Here is a 19,899-nt window from a genome sequence, read left to right as displayed (position 1 = left end):
AGTATGATCAGATGCAAATGTCAATTTTATTCTGGGCACCCACGCTTCATCGTTCGTTTCAACAAAAAACCCGATGGCCACATTAGGCGCCACCGGGACTTTGCTTTGCCCGCTGCAATCGAAACCAAAAAAGTCAGCTTGATTGCACAAACGATTTAGGCTTAAGCCTTAACCTCCGTACTGATCTGAAACGTCACGCCAAAACGATCCGTCAGATCGCCAAAGCCTGGGCTGAACGAGGTTTGCTCAAAAGGCATGTTAACTTTCCCGTCTTGCGCCAAGGCTTCGAAAATGCGCTTGCCTTCCTCCGCATCCTCTGTGGTGATACAGATGGTGACCTGCTTTCCTTGAGGAATCGCGTTTCCTAACGGCGCGTCGGACAACATCAGCTCTGAGCCGCCTACGCGCAGCTTGGCGTGGGCCACCAGACTTTTCAAAGCATCGGGGGACGAGTCGGGAATGTCCGGCATATCTCCATACGTAACAATGTACAGCAGCTCCGCCCCCAGCGCCTGCTCGTAAAAGGCGATCGCTTCCTTCGATTTAGCTTCCAGTGTCAAGTATGGGGTTAGTTTAATGGTCATGAATAATCAGCTCCTTTACATTTATCCTAACAGACTTTGCGGACCTGGATTTATTATCGATTGCTATATTAAAGATTATTACAGCTTGGCGCCTTGCCTCTGGAAAAGCGCCTCGATAATCAATGCTGCGCATTGCTCAGGGGTATGCACACTCGTATCTACGCGATAGGCGTACTGTATATCCGCAGCCATCATGCGGCTCTGCTCCTCCGACTGCGTCTCGCCCCGGTCGCCGCGGGCGATGTTGCGGGCCCGGCAGATCAAAAAAACACTTGTCCTCGGCTCACGATTCGTCTCCTTCCCTTTGCCTCTTCTCCAGGTGTAGCAATGGAAATGGCTTGCCCGTGCCGTCTCGCTCGGATCGGCCGATGGTCTGAAAGCCGAGTCGCTGATAGAAGCTGACGGCTCCGCTATTTTGCTCATTGACATCGACAGCGACCGGGTAATCCGCATCAGCCATTGCATAGGCCATCAATTGCCTGCCTATCCCCTTGCCATGATGGTCGGGGTCGACGAACAGCATCTCGATGTTGCGGTTGTCGCTCTTGCCGATGAAGCCGACAGGCCGTCCGGCCTCGTCCGAAGCGACCCACACTGGACAGGAGGTCAAGGCTTGATCCCGAACCATCGTTCGGAAGAAAGCAATGTCTGCCTCCGTCAGGAAGTGGTGCGTCTGACGTACCGCTCTCTCCCAGATGTCCACCAAGGCTTCGTGCATTTCTTTAGTATAGGGAGTTATAGTTGTCATCATTGTTCTCCTTTATGTTGAGGTTGCGATGTAAGGTGGGCCTAGGCTGGCTCAATTGCAATAATCAGGGCCGGTTGGGCGGTTAGCGCCCCTACTTGTGCGATTTATCGCACAGATCAGGGCCGGCTGGCGGTTAGCGTCCCTACTTGTGCGATTTTTCAGGCTACCTTCAAAACGGAGTCTACGGCCACGGGATCGTTCTTCCGACCGCTGTTGTCACCATCATTTTCTCTAAATGTGTCTATTATACGCCAATCGTTTGCTGATGAACAACTGTCCGATTGCATACCAAGAAGTAACGGAACAGCTGCACTTGGATTAAGTAAAGTGAATAACTGGAGGTCCAGTGCCGACCTGGACTCGGGTCGGGCTCCCTTTTCATCCGTCGGGAGGATGATCCGCTCAGGTGTCGCGGGGTACAATGAACACAACAATATATAGCAAAGTGTGGGATAACGATGAGGAAACCAAGTGCTTTATTGGCGTGGAAAATGCTTGTCCTGGCTCTCCCGAAGGGAATCGGAGCTTTGGTCATAGTCGTGGTGGGGTTGGCGGCGGGGCTGCCCTTGACCATCGTGTTGATCGGCGTGCCGTTGCTCGCGGGCATGCTGTCGCTGGCCCGGAAGATGATGGTGGATGAAGCGAGGTTGGCGGAGGGCTGGCTGCAGGGCAAGGAATATCCTGCACTCCCTGAGGAGACAGCTGCCCCGTCCCAGCAAGGCTGGAAGACGTGGGTGCTGTCCGTACTGAAGGATCGTCGATCGTATCGGGCGATTGGGTTCGGCTTCCTGGAACTGCCGATTGGCATCCTGGCCTTCACCATGGCCATCGTTCTGCCAGTGGTCGCCTTCTCTGTGCTGCTCTCGCCGCTTGCCTACGAGGTGAGCATGCGATGGTTCGAGTTCAATCTGTTCCCCGACAGCTGGGGGCTGAATCAGCTGGGAGACTGGTCGTTAACCTCTGCCCATCGCTCCTGGATTGCCGGCGGAGTCGGCGTCATCCTGACGCTGCTGCTGCCGCTCATGCTCAGAGGACTCGGCCGCTGGTACGCGGCCTGGGTACGCGCTATCGCAGGTCCGGAGCCCGTCCGCGAGGCAACGCCAGAGGAAGCTTATACGTCCCCCTTCTCTCCCTTTGAGATGGACAGCATTGAGGCTGGGCCGTTCCCTGCTACAAGGACGTAGCGCGAGATTGTCGTTTCTCAAAGGCCCGTACGTCTCCGAGGCAAGAGCAATCCTGGCATCGGAGACGGATACGGCATGGTTACTAATCCTTTCAACGTCTAGCCGTTTAAGGCTTTGTCGATGACCTCCGCGCCGTACTTGATATTGATCGGCGACATAATCGCCATAGAGAAGTTAGCCAAGAAGACATGATTGTTTTTGACTGCGTTCAGTTGCTGCCATACTTTATCATGCTCCATCTCAGCCAACTCCTTGGCCGTGGTACCGTCTGTATCAAAAATAAAAATATAATCCGGGTTTACTTCGACCAACCCTTCCAGCGTGATCGTCTCGACTCCTTCATTGTGAAACGCAGGCGTCAAGCCCAACAATTCATAGTATACCGACAGTGCCGAGTAGGCTTGCGATGTAAACCCTCCACGCCCCTTCGAATAAAAAAAGAATGCTACCGTTTTGTCCTGATAGGCAGCCAACGCTTCCTTCTTTTCTGCTAATAGCTGCTCTGTGGATTGGATGACCTGCTCCGCCTGATCCTCCCTCGCAATGACGCTAGCGACCTCTCGCAGTCCCCACTTCCAGTCCGTTTCCGAATTGCCCATCTTGGCAGGATCATAAAATATGACCGGCGCAATCGTGTTCAAGTGCTCATACACCTTGTCCGCATCTGAAGTGCTGGACAAAATCAAGTCCGGATCCAGAGAAGCTGTTTTTTCCAGGTTGATGGCGTCCCACTCTCCGATGTCCTCGATTTTGTGGCCGCTTAATGTCTGCTTCATCGACTCCATGATCGAGATGTAGGAATGATACATATTGGCTGCCATAGGGTAATAATCCAGCGAGACAAGATGGCTAAAGATGACATAGTCCGTGACAGCCACCCGTTTTGGCTCCTCTTTTAACAGTACGCGATTATTTTTGAAGTCGGTAATCGTTCGCGGATATAAAGCCTCTTGCTCGATTGTCTCGACCTGATCCGACAGGTTGCTGTCGGTAGCTGCAGCTCCAGAAGGGGATGGCTCGTTTTGTGCGCAAGCAACCGCCATGGATGCGAGTATAACAATTGTTAAAGCCGTAGATAGATGTTTTGCAATTTTCATGTTTGTAGTGGCTCCTTTGGTGAATAGGTAGTAGCAGATTCATTCCATGTCGTCATCTCGGCTTGCAGACGATCATGCCATAGTCGCTTGTACACACTGCAACGCTGCAGCAGATCCTCGTGCCTGCCGACATCGGCGACCCGTCCTTGCTCCATTACGACGATCTGGTCGGCGTTTCGTATCGTATGAAGCCGATGGGCGATGACGACGACCGTCTTGCCAAGTGCGAGCCTTTGAAGGGCCTGGGTGACGAGTTGCTCATTGTCCGGGTCCATACTGGCCGTCGCTTCATCCAGTAACAAAATCGGCGACGCCTTCAGCAAGGCTCGGGCCACAGCAACCCGTTGCTTCTCGCCGCCCGATAATCCGCCGCCGCCTTCGCCGACAATCGTCTCGTAACCAGCCGGAAGCTGACGAATAAACTCATCGCACCGGGCTGCCCGAGCAGCGGCGAAAACTTGCTCATCCGTGGCCGAGGGTCGACCAAATCGGATATTATTCATCACTGTATCCTGAAACAAATAGACATCCTGAAAAACTATCGACAGCTGCGACATGAGAAGATCCGAGGGGATACGACGCACATCTGCGCCGCCCACCGCAATGCTGCCCTGCTGTACCTCCCAGAAGCGGGCAATCAGATGCAGCAATGTCGTCTTGCCGCTTCCCGACGGCCCGACGACCGCAGTCGTACTGCGCTCAGGCAGGCGCAGCGAGATATCGTGCAGGACCTGCCGATCACCATAGGCAAAAGAAAGACGGTCCAAGCAGATCGCATGACCTTGCGGAGTCAATGCCTCGGCCGCGCGAGGCTCTGGAAGCGGCTCCGCCCCAAAAATCTCTCGCAAGTTCCACAACGACCGTTGCAGCATCCGTCTAAAGCCAGCCAGCTCGAGCAACGGGAGCGGTTCATACAACCCGAGCGTCAACACCAGAATCAAACCCAGCGTGACAGGACTGACCGCACCATGCGCATACATGGCGGTCCCTGCTGCCAACACTGCGGCGAAGCCCAGCTCGAACATGACGCTGTCCAGTGCAATATAACCGGCCAGCTTACGATTATAAGCGATACTGCGATCCCGGTAGACCTTCATCGCTTCCATGAAAGGTCTCAGCTGGTCGCGCTTGAGAGCAAACGCCTGGATGACTGGCACGCCGTAGATGTACTCCGTGATTCGCCTGTTGGCCTCCTTGCGCGGCTCGTCCTGGCTCTCCAGCAGCGCAGCGAATCTGCGGTTGGCTACCGCCGTCACAACAAGTGAGAGCGGAACTCCAGTCAAAGCAATACAAGCAAGCCGCCAATCCAGTGCAAACAACATACCGGAAACAAAAAGCATGGCCAACAGCCCGCGTACAGACGAAATTGCAACCAAATGAAACAAAGCGCTGTTGTGTGTATCTACGCGCATCCGACTCTCAATGACGGAAGCGGGATAGCTGTCATAGAAGCCGAGCGGCAGCTTGCGCAGGTGACGAGCGAGCAAAACGCGCAGCCGGGTCCGAGTCTCCCCTTCGAGACACAGGGTGTGACGGTGCCCGAAGTAGAACAACATCCCTTGCCCCAGCAAGGACAGTGCCAGCAAGCCGCTTCCCCACCAAGCCATCGACAGCTCCGCCGTCCACAGGCCGTAGAGGGCAGCCGCTGCCGACAGTGGCGATGCGGCGACGAATACACTCTCGCCGATAGCGAATCTCATGCTGCCTAATAAATGAAGGCGCGCGCCGGCAGCAAGCCGCTTCATCGCTCGCCACCATGCTACTGGATGCCAGCCGGACGGAAGGCTGAGCGGATCGAGGCCGTCGTGGTCATCTGCATCCGGCGTGCAATCATCTGCAGCAGGCTCTGTCAACCGATCTTCATGCTCCATATTGAATGTGATAGCTTCATCAAGCCTCTGTTCACTGGATGAGGAAGCGATCGCCGGACTGGAGTTATAGGCTTCCCACATCTGACGATACAGCTCGCTCGCTTGCAGGAGCTGTGCGTGGGTGCCTGTTGCTTGGACCGTCCCTTCGGACATCACGACGATCTGATCGGCATGGACGATGCTGGACAGACGGTGCGCGATCATCAGGATGGTCTTGCCGCTGCCGATACGGCGCTCTCCATTCATCAGGCTTGCCAGCGCTCCGCGCAATTTCGCTTCATTCTCGGGATCGACGAACGCCGTCGCCTCATCCAAGATGACGATCGACGAATCCTTGACGATCGCCCGGGCGATCGCGATCATTTGCCGCTGGCCACCGCTCAGCGTGCTTCCTGGCTTGATCACAGTCTGGTAGCCTTCAGGCAGCTGTCGGATAAAACCATCGCAGCCTGCCTTCTCCGCTGCAGCTATAACCTCCTCATCGCTGGCATCCGCGCGGCCTTTGCGGATATTTTCCATGATTGGTTCCTCGAACAGGAACTCGTCTTGAAGCACGTACGACAGTCGGGACATCCGGTCCTCGGACGTCATCTGCCGCACATCTGTCCCGCCGATGGTCACCTGCCCTTCATTGACATCCCAGAAGCGAGCGATCAGCTTGGCAACCGTCGTCTTCCCTGCACCGGACGGCCCTACAATGGCAGTCAGCTTACCTTCCGGCACATGCATGTGCACATTCTGTAGGACCACCCTGTCACCATAGCCAAACGACACCCCGTCCAATACAATTGAATGACCTGTCGGGGCGCTCGGCTCCGCTGGCTCAGGCAGTTCTTCCTCATCGAGCAACTCGCTTACCTCGCGCACAGCAGCAGCGATTCGGAAGCTGACCATGCCGCCAGTTCCCATCAACTTAAGCAGCGGCTTGCCAATCCCCATCGTGACGAGCATAAAAAACACCAGCTTAGCCAATGACGCCTCGCCGTACGCATACATTAAAGTGCTGAGCGGCAGAACCAGCAGTAGCGGCGCTCTGGAGAGCGTGACGGTAGCGGCCTTGTACGGCAAGGTGTGCAGTTGCAGCTCTGCTGTCATGCGTTCACTCGCAGATACCGCCTTGGCGAATGTCGCATAAGCCTGATCTGCGTACGCGAACGCTTTGATCACCTTCATGCCATGCACATACCGAAGCACCGCAGACGATAGCAGAGCCTGTGCCTCGCCATACTGAACGCGGTGGACGCCAATCTTGCGCTGTACGGTGCGATACATCAAAAACAGGAGCGGGACGGCCAATAGGGCGGCCGACGCCAAACGCCAATCAAGAGCAAACATAGCGCTATACGCGACAAGCGGAATGGCGAGCGCCGAGGCCGTATCAGGTATTAAGTGAGCTACCCCCTCCTCGATCCGCTCCACTTGCTCATGCATCGTATGCTTGATACGCCCCGTATCCCGCCTCTGAAAATACCCCAGCGGCAGACGCGTCAGCTTGCGAGCCAACCTGAGCCGCAGATCGTACAGCAAATCATAGGCGATGCGATGCGCCAGACTGTGAGCAGCAAGCATCGTCAGTGCCTTGAGCGCAATCGCTGCGATAGCGGCGCCTCCCAACAGGATGGCCGGTACGGCATCTCCTGCACCTGACGGCTCCAGTATACGCTGTATGACCACATATACGAGTACAAAAGGAGCTGTTCCCAGAACTGCCGACACGATGGACAGCATAACGGAAGCGACGACCAAAAGCCATCTGCGCGACATCCATGCTGCCAGCCTGCGAACAGCATAGAGCCCGCCACTGTAAATATCAGCTGACGGGCGAGCATCTTTTTGACGGATATGTGCCACCCCCTCATATATAGAGAATGAATTTCATTCTCAACAATGATTGTAGCAAGTATACGCCTCTATAGGAGTACACAATAATTCGCTAAAGGTGGACGATTATTTAATCCCGAGCGGGGTGGGATTTGCTGCGCGCTTCTCTTGGTGACAAGCCCGTATGCCGCCTGTAAACACGACTAAAATATTGAGGGTCGTCGTACCCGACGCTCGCGGCAATTTCGCCAATTGGCGTATGGCTCATCGTCAGCATCTCGCTTGCCTTGTTAATCCGATATTGAATGACATAATCGATTGGCCGGATGCCGATTATTTTGTAGAACCAATAGGAGAGCTGGCGGACGGTGATTCCTTGCAAGCGCGCGAGCTGATCGAGGGAGAGCGGCTCGGCATAGTGAGCATGAATATACAAAATGGTCCTTTCAATCGCCTCCAGATGACTTGCGCCCCACGAGGAATGTTGAGAGGCCGACAATAGCTCATAGAGTACAGACATAAATAACTCCTTTTTGCGAAAGGCGGTCAGCTTGCCAGGAATAACCGCAATCTGATGGAGCTGCTCCACCAGTTCGGCGATCCGCGGCCGCTCGCCAGGACATAATACAAAATGGCGAGGAAAAGCCTCCCCATCCCTCTCTGGCCAATAGCATACTCTATAATGAATCAGGACATACTCGAAACGATCCTCGCCGCAGGGAGTCAATACCAGTCTCTCTCCTTCGGAGCCGTGGCAAACTTCTCCGGGATGCAATCTATATTCGGTCCCGTCGAGCGCAATCGATGCTTCCCCCTCAAAAGCAAACAAAAATCCGCTTTTGGGAAGCGAACCATGCGCGATCGTTTGACCCGGCCGTACAGCCAGTCGTATGACATCCTCAACCAGAAAGGCGCTCCGATTAAAAAAATCGGCCAGCGCATGAACAAGACGATCCTCTCCCACTCTGCCAACATCCGCCCCATAGCTCCGTTTGGACTCGCGACGGCATAGATGAAAACACGCTCGAAGCACCCGTTCAAGCAGAGGCTTGACTCGAAAAGCAGCGTCCGGCATCCGTTGCCTGGAGATCAGACAAAGTGTCCGCAACAACTCAAACAGTCCCTCATCTATGCCTGGCTGCAATGAAAAGGAACGCGACATATACTGAAGCCCGGCTAGCAGGCCAGGTCCTTCATCCGGCAAGTATTGAACAAGAATACCTTCAAATTCTTCTGCTCCTACATTCATCTCCACGTACTGTCCATACGAGCAATGTATCGCTTGGCCTGCTGTCAGTCTATATCGCGCGCCGTTGACCCGAATACTGACTTCTCCGCGCAGAGCAAAAATCAGTCCGCAGTGTTCGGTGGCTCGCTCCCGATGCTCATGAGTTACGGTTGCGGGCTGCAGCACGAGCAGATGCACGCCGTATACCGTCATGGGCACCTGAGCAAATTCCTTCTCTACTCGCTTTAGATTCACGTTCATGATTCTCCTTTTTACCTTCCCTCAGGTACTTTACGCCCGGCGATATTCGCCGGGCGCTTTTCCCGTATGCATCTTGAATACCTTGGCAAAGTAACTCTTGTTCTCATAGCCGAGCTGCTCCGATACCCGTTCGACACTGTCCGACGATTGGCTGAGCATCTCCTTGGCCCGCTCCATCTTGACGAGCGTCACATAGTGGATGAAGCTCATGCCGGTCTCCTTCTTGAAGAGGCGGCTAAAATAGCTGGGATTAAGCGAGATATGTCCGGCTGCCTCCTCCAGCGTAATCCGGCTATGCACATGGCGGTCGACATACCGCTTGGCCTGGAGGATCTCCTGACGCCCCGATCCGCCGGCGAGGCCGCGCACCGCCTCCAGCCGCTCGAGGAAGCGCAGTCGTGTCCAAGCCGCCAGCTCCTCGACCCGGCCAATCGCGGACAATGAGGCGTATAGCATCTCCAGCGAAAATCGCGACGGAAACGGCGCGCGGGCCAGCAGCGACGCTTGGTTGTCATACAGCATCTTGAAGGTCCACTCTCTGACGGTGCCAGGTAGGATACGCTGGTCGCGGGCCAGCGTCATCCACTCCTGCAACAGCAGCGTGATCCGTTCCTCATCTTCCTGGAGGAATGCCTCGCGCATCTGACGCGCCAGATCGGTGCACAGCAGCACCACATCCTCACTCGCAAACGGAGGCAACGCACTCAGATCCGCCGCCGAGCGATCCGGTAGGTAAAAGGCGTAATCCAGGCCGCTCGCCAGCAGCTTGGCCAGCGCGGGGCGCAACGGCCCGATGCCATGAATCCCGTCGATCGAGAGCAACGATACCGGCTCGCCGACGGCCTGCTCCAGTCGCTCCCGCAGCGGATGCAGCCGAGCCGCCGTCAGTACGCCAGTAGCATCTCCCCAAGCAATCAGCACACAGGTCTGTTCGTCGCGCGGCAGACAGAGCAGAGACGCATCGCTCGCTGCAGCTTCCAGTCGTTCGGGCCACTGCCGGTCCGCCGTCTCCGGTCCGTCGAGGCGACAGAGCGCGACAGCCATCTCGCCCTGCTCCGGCAAGCCGAGCGCAACGGCCTCCTGCTCCCAACCATTGTCCTCCCGTCCATCGCGAGCTGCGTTCTCCAGGAAGCTGCGCTTGCGGAGCGAGGCGCCAAGTCCGTGCAGACTCGCCAAGGTCTCGCTCCTTACAGCCTCCTGGCGCTCCTGAGCCAGATCGGCGGCGACACGCCCGAGCAGCTCGACGATCGTCGGGACGGTCATCGTCTCCTTCAGCAGATAATCGACGACCTGGAGCTTGATCGCCTGCTGGGCATAGCTGAATTCATTCATGCAGGACAGCACCACTGCACGGATGCGCGCATCGCGGCTCCTCAGCTCCCGCAGCAGCTCCAGCCCGTCCATCACTGGCATGCCAATGTCAGTAATGACCAGATCAGGCATCTCTTCGATGGCCCGCTCCAGGGCGATCGCGCCGTTCTTGCAGCAATGTCGCACCTCCATGCCGAACTCCGCCCACGGGATGGCACTGCTCAGAAATTCCAGCACAGGCAGATCGTCGTCGACCAGCATGACACGATACATCGAACGTCACCTCTCCCTCTCCTCGATGGCTGCGGACTGATGATCCGGAAGATTAAGACGGAAAAGCGTCCCTTCGTCGGGAACGCTCTCCACAGACAAATCATAATCGGACCCGAAGGTCAAATACAATCGCTCGCATACATTGGACAATCCGATCGACGCCAGATTGCCGCGTCGCGGCTGCGCCGGCGTCCAGGCAGCATCCCGGCTGAGCCGGGAGCGCAAGCGCGCAAGCTCCTCCTCCGTCATGCCGGCACCGTCATCCTCGATCTCGATGAGCAGCCGTCCATCCATCCGATCGACACGGATCGCGATCGTCCCGCCCTCCTGCCGCAAGCCGTGAATATAAGCGTTCTCGATGATCGGCTGCAGCAGGAAGCGCGGCAGCCTAGCATCCAGATGCTCGGCGGGACAGTGGATAAGCAGCAGCACTTGATCGCCCTGCCGGAAATTGAGCAGCTCCACGTAGCTGCGGATGACATGCAGCTCATCCTGCAGCGTCGTGAACTCCTGCCGCTGCTGGATCGTCATGCGCAGCAGGCCGGACAGCGTCTGGAGCAGCTCCGCATGCTCGGCGTCTCCCTTCATGAGCAAGCGGAGGCGGATCGAATTGAGGATATTGAACAGGAAGTGCGGATTGATCTGCGATTGCAGCATCGCCAGCTCCGCCAGCCGCTTTTGCTCCTGCTCCGCCTTGATCTGGCCGATCGTCTGCTCGAGTCGATCGAGCATATGGTCGAATGACCGTCCGAGCTTGCCGATCTCGTCCGAGCCCCGGATGCCGGAGCGGATGCTCAGCTCCTCCCGCTCGACCTTGGCGGCGACGCCGCCAAGATGGACGATCGGCTTGGTCACCTGCCGCACCAGTACGATCATGACGAGCAGGAAAAACAACGCCGTCAGCATCTGGATCGCGACGCTCCAGCGGTGCGTGCTGCTCACCTGCCCGACCGCCTGGTCGTACTGAGACAGACTGACGAGCCGGTAGCCGCCATAAGGGATCTCTTGCGACGTCAGCAGATACGTCTTGTCCTTATGCTCGACGAACACCGACTCGCCGGAGGCCCCCAGCCGATCGGCAAAGGAGAACGCCTGTCCGATCTGCGCCTTGTCCCGGGCAGCAGCGACGGTGCCGTCGGGCGCGAGCAGCAGCGTCATCTGCCCGTTATCGCCTGGACCGAAGTTCTCGCTGATTTGTTGCTCGTCCATACTGACGAGGATGATCGCATAGGATGCATGCACAGAGGTGCGCAGGTTGCGGGCGATCGTCAGCACCAGCGGGCTCGCAGAGACGAGGGAGGGGATGTAGTTGTCTAGCGTGCCGGCCCAGTATAGCTCGAACGCCGGCCGCGCCAGCACCTCCTGCATCCAAGGCTGCTCGTACAGCTCTCCCGCCCGGAATCCGTTGTACGGATAATTGGTAAAGGACTGCCCGTCCTCCATCACAATCGTGACGAACGTTTTGGGCATCATCGTCGTGACGCTTTGTAGCTTGTCCGTAATTTCCTTGAAGTCGAGCAGGTTGGTAAATTCATCGGTCTGATTCAGCCGGGTGCGCTGCCAGTTCTGATTGAGCGCGCGGTTGATACCCGGATCGAACTGGATATAATTCGCCACCAGCACCATCGTACTGATCAGGTTGGATACATAGCTGCCCTCGCGCTCGAGCAAGCGCCGTTCGTTGTCGATCACTTGCTGCTGCACGACCTGCTCGGTGTTGGAGTTGGAGATGTACAGCGTGACGGCCGCCGGGACGAATAGGCATAGCACAGAAGCGAGCAGCAGCTTGTTGCGAAATCCGAGCCGCCAACGTGTCGACATCCATCGATCCTCCTTCTGTGCTATGCCTTGACAGTCTTATGATCCTGATAATCTTATTATACCGATTTCATCCCGCTTTGTGAGTCCCTATTATTGGTTGGCGTCGACAATCGCCTGCACCTCTGTCGTCGTCTTGGTGATCGTCGTCTCGAGGTCCTGCTGGCCGAGGATGAACAGCTCCGTCTGCGCCGTGTAGGCTTGCTCCAGCTGGGCCTGATAGGCTGGCGGCACATTCAGCGGCGCTGCCTGGAAGTGCTTCATCACATAGGTGAGCGAGGCTTCGTCGATCAGATCCGGGCTGAGCGCATGCGACTTGACGCCGTTGATATACTGATCCGCATCCTGCTCTTTCCAGGCGGAGTATACGTTTTTGAGCTCGCCGCCCTCCGTCGAGTGCCAGCGGATAAAGTCGTACGCAGCCTGCTTGTTCGCCGATTTGTCGAGGATCGCCGCGAAGTTGCCGTTGGCGATGCTAACCCCGGACGGCTGGCCTTCGCCGTTGGAAGGCATCGGCGCGAACGCCGTCGTGAAGCTCGCCGGGAATTGCTCGGAGCCGCCCGCTTCCTTGATCATCCAGTTGCCTGTGACGATCATCGCGGCGCGCTTGGAGAAAAATTCCGACCGATACGCGAGCTTCTGCGAGATCGTATCGGCATAAGGCGTCGCCGTGCCCGCCTTTTCCCCCTTCGAGCGCAATTCCAAGGAGAGCCGGATCTCGGGAGAGTCGACATTCTGTTTGCCGTCGGTGTACAGATTGTTCGCTTTCATCTGATTGATCTGAGCGAGCTGCCAGTACATCGGCCAGGTATGGAAATAAGTGCCGTAAACCTTCGCTGCGCCCGTACCGGTCGTCAGCTTCTGAGCATAGTCCAGATACTCGTCCCACGTCCAGTCGGTCGGCACCTCAAGCCCCGCCGCATCCAGCATATCCTTGTTGAGCAGGACGAAATAATTTTCCAGCGTATCCGGCAGCGCGTACACGGTGCCGTCGATGGACGGATCGAGCAAGTAGGTGCCGTTCAGATCGATACCTTCGGCTGCGATCATCTCATTAAGCGACGCCAGCAAGCCGAGGCCTGCCCGTTGCGAATAATCGGTCGCGCCCGGCATGAAGGTGACATCCAGCTTTTCGCCAGAGGCGACCAGCAAGTCGAGCTTTTGCATGCCTGCGACCGAGTCGCCGCTATCCGACAGCTCGACATAGTCGATCTTTACGCCGGCATGACTTTTCTCATAAGCATCGATGATCGGGGACATCTCGCTTGACGGCAGCCAATGCGCTACCCGCAGCACAACCTCCTCGACTGGCGCCGCTCCGTTACCGTTCCCTTCAGAGGGAGTCGGCGATGGAGCAGGATTGTTGTCTGTGGATGAGCCGCACCCTGCCATCAGACCTGCCAGCAGCGACATTCCGACGAGCACCGAACCTAGTTTCTTCTTCATTCGTTAACCACCCCTTGGACATAGTGTACTTCATTTTTGTTGCGACCGGTTGCAGCCATCCATCATTTGCGTATCGTCTCTTAGCCCTTCACCCCCCCTACGGAGATGCCCTCGATGACATGCTTCTGACCGAGGATGAAGACGATCAGGAGCGGCACGATAGCCGATACCGAAGCAGCCATGATCAGGGAGTAGAAGGCGCCGTTGCGATCGGCAAAGGCGTTCATGCCGAGCTGCAGCGTAAAGCGCGCCTTGTCGCTTAGGAAAATAAACGGCGTCTGGAAGTCGTTCCACGTCCAGATAAAACGCAAAATCGCATAGGTGGCAATCGCCGGACGCGCCAACGGCAGCATAATCGAGGCAAAGATCCGGATATGGCCGGCTCCGTCGATCTGCGCCGACTCGATAAATTCATCGGAGACGGAGGCGAAAAACTGCCGCAGCAAAAAGGTGCCAAGGACACTGAAGCCGCCCAGCAAAACAAGACCGGTATGCGTGTCGTACAGCCCAAGCAACCGAAACAAAATGAACAACGGCACCAAGGTCGCCTCGACCGGAATCATGTAGGTGGCCAACACGAGCAGGAACATCCCATTGCGTCCCTTGAAGCGAATCTTCGTAAACCCGTAAGCAGCCATGCTCGATACGAGCACCGACAGCCCGGTCGTCAGCAGCGCGACCTTCACCGAATTCCAATAGTACAGCCCGAAGTTAGCTTGTCCGAACCAGACGGAGCTGTAATTGAAGCCTGCCCGCCAACTGGTCGGAATCCATTCCACCGGATAGTTGAACACCTCCGTCTCCGGCTTCAGCGATGCCGACACCATCCACACGAACGGCAGCAGGAAGATGATGCCGACCGCTGCCATGAGCACTGTCGTGAGCGCCTTGAGCCAATCGATACGTTTGAACAGGAGCACTTGTCGTCCCCTCCTTTCCTCCGATTCAATATTTCACCCAGTACTTCTGCCCGAACCACTGAATCGCGGTGATCGCGAGCAGGATGACGAACAATACGACGACCATCGCCGACGCATAGCCGGTCTGCAGCTCCGTAAACGCCGTCTGATACATGTCGTACACGATGACGGACGTCGAGTTGGCAGGTCCGCCGTCGGTCAGCACCTTGATCAAGGCAAACGACTTGAAGTTGCCCATAAACCCGGTGATCAGCAGGAAAAAGGTGGTCGGCGTCAGCAGCGGCAACGTAATCGAGCGAAACTGTACAAATGTCGATGCCCCGTCGATCCGAGCGGCCTCATACAGGTCGGCCGGGATGTTCTTCAGTCCGGCGATATAAATAATGAGCGCGACGCCAAGATCGATCCAGATCATCAGCATCATGACCGAGGGCAGCGCAAACGTCGTATCGGCGAGCCAGCGCGGCGGATTATCGACCCCGAGATTCATCAGGAACGAGTTGACCGGTCCGAAGGACGGGTGAAACAGCACCTGCCAGACGACCGCAACCGCAACGACGCTGGAGATCTGCGGCATAAAGTAGATGACCTTGAAGGCGCCTGAGGCATACACCCGGCTGTTGATCAGGATCGCCAGCACGAGCGCGATCGCCATGCCGATCGGAACGGCGAGCAGCATGACGAAGTTGTTGACGACCGACTTGCCGAACACTTCGTCGCTTAGCAGCTGTCGATAATTGTCCAGGCCGTTAAACGTAATGCGGTCGAACCCGGTTACAAACGACCAGTTGCTGAAGCTGAGGATGAAGGAAAAAATAAGCGGCATCAGCAGAAACACGATCACGCCGAGCAGCATCGGACCTACAAACAGCAGGCCCATCGCCGTCTCCCTCCGCCTAAGCCGGCTGCCGCGCCGCGCTGGAGACTGCGCCGTTCGCTCTGCGCGATGAAGGGCGGAATTCAATGGGGTTCGCCTCCTTGTCACTTGCGAATGTGAGATTACCCCCATTATAGGGAGCATTCACAGCCCGCATAAGACGCAATTCTGACCTGTTTGCACACTATTTTTACTCTTTTTCGACAAGGTAAAAATGAGCGTCTTATTGCACAAAATAGTTGATTTACAGCCCCGGCCCACTTTGTTACCTTCAAACCATCTACAGATTGGAGGTTTATTAATGAATGATCACAAATCAATCATGTCGCGTTATCTGATGTATATCACAGGCTTGCTGCACGAGATCGAGAGCAGTCCGCATGAGCCGCTGATGGAGGTGGCGACGCTGCTCGCCGATCATATCGCCGAGGACAAGCTGGTGTATTTGTATGGTCCTGGCGGGCACTCTAATATGAATGCAACGGAGGTGTTCTTCCGCGCCGGCGGTCTCATGCATATCAGCGCCATCCTGGATGAAGGGACGATGATCTCCAACGGCGCGCTGCGCTCCATGGCGGTCGAGCGTACGCCCGGCTACGGCGCGCTCGTCATCGAGGATAACCGGCTGGCGAGCGGCGATATCCTGATTATCGCCAATGCGTACGGTATCAATACCGCCTGTGTAGACGCCGCTCTCGAGGCCCGTCGCCGCGGCGTGACGACGGTCGCCGTCACCTCGGTCGGTCATGCGGACGCCGTGCCGAAATCGCATATTGCCAGGCATCCGTCCGGCAGCAACCTGTACGAGCTATGCGATTATGTGCTGGATTCCAAAGTTAAGCCGGGGGATGCAGCGATTCAGATCGACGGCATCGAGCCGAAGATGGGCTCGACCTCGACCTTCGCCAACGCCTTCCTGCTGAACTCGCTTATGATGACGACAGCAGCCGTGCTTGCGGAGCGAGGGGTCGAGGCGCCGGTATGGCGGAGCGGCAATGTACCGGGAGGCGACGAGTGGAACAATCAATTCATCGAGCGGTTCAAGGGGCGAGTCCGATGGCTATAGGAACAGAGGCGATGAAGCTACATCTGATCCCGCAGCCCCAATACGCCGAGGCCAGGCAAGGCGACGCCGTCAAGCTGGCAGAGCTGGACGCAACCCTCATGATCCCGACGCGCGACGACAGACTTAACCGCCAAGCCGCTCGGCTGTTCCGCAGCGTACAGGACGAGACTTGGGAGCATGACGTGTATGCGTTGTCCGCTGGCGGCGCATCCCTCCACCCCGCTCACGCCGAGCGAGTGCGCAGTCGGCATGATGGCTATGTCCTGCTCACCGGCGGCGGGCAGGTAGAACTCTATGCCTGCACCGCTCCCGGTCTGTACTACGGACTCAAGACGCTGGAGCGTCTACTGGCGACCAGCGCCGGGGCTAATGTGCCAGCGCTATCGATTGCGGACTGGGCAGATGTGCCGATGCGCAGCGATTACCTCGATCTGCGCACCCTCTATCCTACCTTCGAGCATATGCTGGCCTATATCGCGGAGTTGGCGGACTATAAGCTCAACACGCTGATCATCGAATACGAGGACAAGCTGCCGTTCCGAGGCGATCTTGCCTATCTGCGTCACCCGAGACTCTGTCTGAGCGAGCAGCAGCATCGCCAGCTGCTGGAGACGGCGCAAGCCCACTATATCTCCGTCATCCCGAAGCAGCAGTCGTTCGGTCATCTCGAGTACATTCTGAAGCATCCAGCCAATCTGGGCTTGCGCGAGACGCCGGATACCGTCGGCGAGCTGTGCCCGCACCGACCGGGCGCTTACGAGCTGATGGCCGGCATACTGATCGAGGTCGCCGCGCTTCACCCAGACAGCACACACCTGCACATCGGCTGCGACGAGGTGTGGAGTCTCGGCACATGCGACGATTGTCGTCGCTCCGGCATGAGCCGCGAGGCGGCATTCATTGCCTTCGTCAATCTGCTCGCCCGGCATGTGCGCTCGCTCGGCAAGCGACCGATGATCTGGCATGACATGCTGATGCATGCGACGCCGGAGGAGCTGCGGACGCTTGATTCCGAGGTTATCGTCGTCATCTGGCTGTATGGCGGGCATCAAATGAAGGCCGACGCCCGGCGCATGATCGGCTCGCTGCGGGAGGCAGGCGTGGCGGTGCTCGGCGCTTCCGCCGTCCGCTGCTGGGACGATAGCGGCGATCAGAATTATCCGGTCATCCACAACCGGATCGCCAATATCGAGGCCTGGCGCGAGCTGGCGCTGACGGAGCAGCTGGATGGCGTCATCGCGACCAACTGGGCATGTCCATTTGCGCTGGGCAGCCCCTACGGGCTGTTCGAGACGTCGCGTTATCCCGCCTACTACTCCGCTGACCGGAGCTGGAACAGCCGGGGCGACGTCTCCGACTATTTGCAGCGCTTCCTGCTGCACTATCACGGCCTGCGCCCGGAGGACGCGCCGGATCGCTGGGGCGACTATACGAACAGCGATTACTATCAGCTGATGCCCGGACTGCTCCCACATCTGCGCGACCATCGGGAGACGGCCGAGCTGATCGCCGCCATGATCGCTTACGAGCTGCCAGCATACCGTCAGTTCCCGCTGTATACCTGGTTGTTCCGAGCGGTGCAAGGGGGTGGGAGCGAGGAGATCGCCACGGGGCTGAGAGCGCGTCATCGGTCCGGCTATGCGCAGCTCAAGACAGCGAAGCAGAGGATGAAGGCAGCGCTTGACGCCCTGCTCATCCCCGAGATGAGAGAGGTCTATCTGATGTCGCGGTTCTATCGGTTCGAGTTATACGAGCAGCATCTGTCGGAGATTGTCGATGGGGTCGTGCCGACCTTGCAGGTCGGGGAAGGAGAGGATGAACATGCCTGATATGCTGGTGAAGCTGTATACGCTGCCGGACAAGCAGCCGCTCATCGAACGGCTGGCGCAGCAAGGCATCGTGATCAAGCGGGGAATGTCGGGGGATATGCATCGTGCGGTCTCCTTCGCGGAGGAGCACTTCAACGCGAGCTGGCGCAATTCCTGTCAGAATGCGTTCGCCCGCCTCCCCTCGGGAATCTTCCTGGCGGTTCAGAACAAACAGATTATCGGCTTTGCTTGCTACGACGTTGTCGTGCGCAATTTCTTCGGCCCGACAGGGGTCACCGACGCTTGTCGCGGTCTGGGGGTCGGCAAGGCGCTGCTGCTGGAATGTCTGCACGCGATGCGTGCCGATGGCTACGCCTACGCGATCATCGGCTGGGCCGAGGACGCGCAGGCGTTTTACGAGCATGCGGTAGGCGCGACCGTCATCCCCGATTCATTCCCCGGAGCTTATCAGGGGATGATCGACATCGACTGAGGCGGCAGATCGGATACGTCAGCCGCCCACAGGCGGCTCGCCAGCCAGTCATACGAGCGTCGGCCGCTGATCTCATGGCCGCCGGGGAACAGATCGTAGTCGAGCAGCCCTTCTGCTCCATGTTCGCCATAGATGGTCTGTAGCCGCAGGATCGCTTCGCGCGTCGATTGGATCGGGAATACGGTGTCGCTGAGGCCCGACTCGATGAATAGCGGTCTTGGCGCGATCAGACCGAGGATATCCGGCTGCTCGGCCAGCTGCAGCATACCCGGGACGTAATTGTCTACGCAATGCGGTCGATCGAGGATGCTGCCCTTGTACGTATTGGCGTAGCCGCACAGCACAGCCGCACGGACCCGGGCGTCCGCCGCAGCCGTCAAGGAGGCGATCAGCCCGCCACCGGAGAAGCCGAAGGCGCCGATCCGACGATGATCGACCTCCTCGCGCGTCTCAAGGTAATCGAGCGCGATCGCGGCTTCGTTGATCCGGAGGCCCGCCAGCGTCGTACCGCATAGCAGCAGTTGGAGCGCGATCGGCAGACAGCTATAAGTCGAAGCCAACGGGTCCGCATCGAGATCGGCCTGCAGCCTGCGGTCGCCAAAGCCGATAATCTCCGGCACCAGCACGAACAGGCCGCGGCTCGCCAGCTCGATCGCAAACCGGTTATGAATGCCCGGCTCGTCCGCTACCGCTCCAGCAGCGTCCAGGCCAAGCGCCGCGCGCTGCCCGATGCCGTGGCCGTGACATGCGAGCACCGCCGGCAGCCGGTCTGTCCGGTCACGAGGATACAGCGCATAGGTCGGGACACGTAGTCCGGTATAGGTCGTATAAGCCAGCTTCTCGACGATCAGGTCTCCCTGCTCGGTGCGCTCCAGCAGCTCCGGCTCGAGCGGCGCCCGCTCCTGAGCCAACAGCTCGCTCCGCATGCCGGTAGCAGCTACCACCGCTTCGCGCAATCGCCCTTGCCCTTCAGGCAGACTTGGAGTAGGGCGATTTCCTCTCTTTACTTGACCTTCGCTTAAGCGCCGACTGAGACTCTCCTTCAGCGTTCGATCATACAAGCTGGACAGGAATTGATCTGGACTCCACATGC

The 19,899-nt window shown here is 57.6% G+C and carries 16 protein-coding genes; 4 read left to right on the top strand and 12 right to left on the bottom strand.

The genetic code is table 11. The features are described from left to right. Positions 1-161: 161 nt before the first annotated feature. From PA598K_RS00275 to PA598K_RS00265, 3 genes are all read right to left on the bottom strand, one after another. Positions 162-584, bottom strand: a complete 423-nt coding sequence (locus PA598K_RS00275) for a VOC family protein (RefSeq protein WP_128654926.1) — start codon at positions 582-584, stop codon at positions 162-164. Positions 585-662: 78 nt separating this feature from the next. Continuing rightward, a complete protein-coding gene (locus PA598K_RS37640; RefSeq protein WP_260405198.1) occupies positions 663-848 on the bottom strand; it encodes a chloramphenicol phosphotransferase CPT family protein in 186 nt (61 codons plus the stop codon). A gap of 19 nt (positions 849-867) precedes the next feature. Next, positions 868-1,332 (bottom strand): acetyltransferase, encoded by a 465-nt coding sequence (locus PA598K_RS00265; protein WP_260405197.1) that lies wholly within the window; start codon positions 1,330-1,332, stop codon positions 868-870. Between the two features lie 458 nt (positions 1,333-1,790). On the opposite strand from PA598K_RS00265, the gene PA598K_RS00260 reads away from it, so the two are divergent. Beyond that, positions 1,791-2,516, top strand: coding sequence for a sensor domain-containing protein (locus PA598K_RS00260; protein ID WP_128654923.1), 726 nt, complete (start codon positions 1,791-1,793; stop codon positions 2,514-2,516). A 98-nt stretch (positions 2,517-2,614) separates the two neighbouring features. Here the strand turns inward: PA598K_RS00260 and PA598K_RS00255 are convergent, their stop codons facing one another. The 8 genes from PA598K_RS00255 to PA598K_RS00220 form a co-directional block, all read right to left on the bottom strand. Beyond that, positions 2,615-3,613, bottom strand: a complete 999-nt coding sequence (locus tag PA598K_RS00255) for an ABC transporter substrate-binding protein (protein ID WP_128654922.1) — start codon at positions 3,611-3,613, stop codon at positions 2,615-2,617. After that, positions 3,610-7,248 carry an ABC transporter ATP-binding protein gene (locus PA598K_RS00250; protein WP_128654921.1) on the bottom strand — a complete coding sequence of 1,213 codons (3,639 nt, stop codon included), beginning with the start codon at positions 7,246-7,248 and terminating at the stop codon, positions 3,610-3,612. The genes PA598K_RS00255 and PA598K_RS00250 overlap by 4 nt, the downstream gene beginning before the upstream one ends. 187 nt (positions 7,249-7,435) lie before the next feature. After that, positions 7,436-8,788 (bottom strand): helix-turn-helix domain-containing protein, encoded by a 1,353-nt coding sequence (locus tag PA598K_RS00245; RefSeq protein ID WP_185601349.1) that lies wholly within the window; start codon positions 8,786-8,788, stop codon positions 7,436-7,438. Positions 8,789-8,824: 36 nt separating this feature from the next. Further along, positions 8,825-10,378: a helix-turn-helix domain-containing protein gene (locus PA598K_RS00240; protein WP_128654919.1), complete on the bottom strand. Its 1,554-nt coding sequence runs from the start codon at positions 10,376-10,378 to the stop codon at positions 8,825-8,827. Positions 10,379-10,384: 6 nt separating this feature from the next. Continuing rightward, positions 10,385-12,199, bottom strand: coding sequence for a sensor histidine kinase (locus tag PA598K_RS00235; protein ID WP_128654918.1), 1,815 nt, complete (start codon positions 12,197-12,199; stop codon positions 10,385-10,387). 90 nt (positions 12,200-12,289) lie between these two features. After that, positions 12,290-13,642 (bottom strand): ABC transporter substrate-binding protein, encoded by a 1,353-nt coding sequence (locus tag PA598K_RS00230; RefSeq protein ID WP_128654917.1) that lies wholly within the window; start codon positions 13,640-13,642, stop codon positions 12,290-12,292. A gap of 80 nt (positions 13,643-13,722) precedes the next feature. Beyond that, entirely contained in the window at positions 13,723-14,562 is an 840-nt protein-coding gene (locus tag PA598K_RS00225) for a carbohydrate ABC transporter permease (protein ID WP_260405196.1), read from the bottom strand. Positions 14,563-14,587: 25 nt separating this feature from the next. After that, positions 14,588-15,442, bottom strand: a complete 855-nt coding sequence (locus PA598K_RS00220; RefSeq protein ID WP_128654995.1) for a carbohydrate ABC transporter permease — start codon at positions 15,440-15,442, stop codon at positions 14,588-14,590. 298 nt (positions 15,443-15,740) lie between these two features. Here PA598K_RS00220 and PA598K_RS00215 point away from each other — a divergent pair, with 298 nt between their 5' ends. Genes PA598K_RS00215 through PA598K_RS00205 form a run of 3 tightly spaced genes read left to right on the top strand, consistent with a single transcriptional unit; the run spans position 15,741 to position 18,806 of the window. Continuing rightward, positions 15,741-16,505: a sugar isomerase domain-containing protein gene (locus PA598K_RS00215; RefSeq protein WP_128654916.1), complete on the top strand. Its 765-nt coding sequence runs from the start codon at positions 15,741-15,743 to the stop codon at positions 16,503-16,505. Continuing rightward, positions 16,496-18,334, top strand: coding sequence for a family 20 glycosylhydrolase (locus PA598K_RS00210; RefSeq protein ID WP_185601347.1), 1,839 nt, complete (start codon positions 16,496-16,498; stop codon positions 18,332-18,334). Before PA598K_RS00215 ends, PA598K_RS00210 begins: the two co-directional genes overlap by 10 nt. After that, positions 18,327-18,806: a GNAT family N-acetyltransferase gene (locus tag PA598K_RS00205; protein ID WP_128654914.1), complete on the top strand. Its 480-nt coding sequence runs from the start codon at positions 18,327-18,329 to the stop codon at positions 18,804-18,806. The genes PA598K_RS00210 and PA598K_RS00205 overlap by 8 nt, the downstream gene beginning before the upstream one ends. Here the strand turns inward: PA598K_RS00205 and PA598K_RS00200 are convergent. Continuing rightward, complete coding sequence (locus tag PA598K_RS00200) at positions 18,782-19,897, bottom strand: alpha/beta hydrolase family protein (protein ID WP_128654913.1); 1,116 nt, start codon at positions 19,895-19,897, stop codon at positions 18,782-18,784. The two genes, PA598K_RS00205 and PA598K_RS00200, sit on opposite strands and share 25 nt — an antisense overlap. Between the last annotated feature and the right edge of the window lie 2 nt (positions 19,898-19,899).

It is taken from the genome of Paenibacillus sp. 598K, from assembly GCF_003851045.1.
Taxonomy (GTDB): Bacteria; Bacillota; Bacilli; order Paenibacillales; family Paenibacillaceae; genus Paenibacillus_D.
The sequence above is the reverse complement of the archived record's forward strand: the minus strand, read 5'-3'. Positions and strand labels throughout refer to the sequence as shown.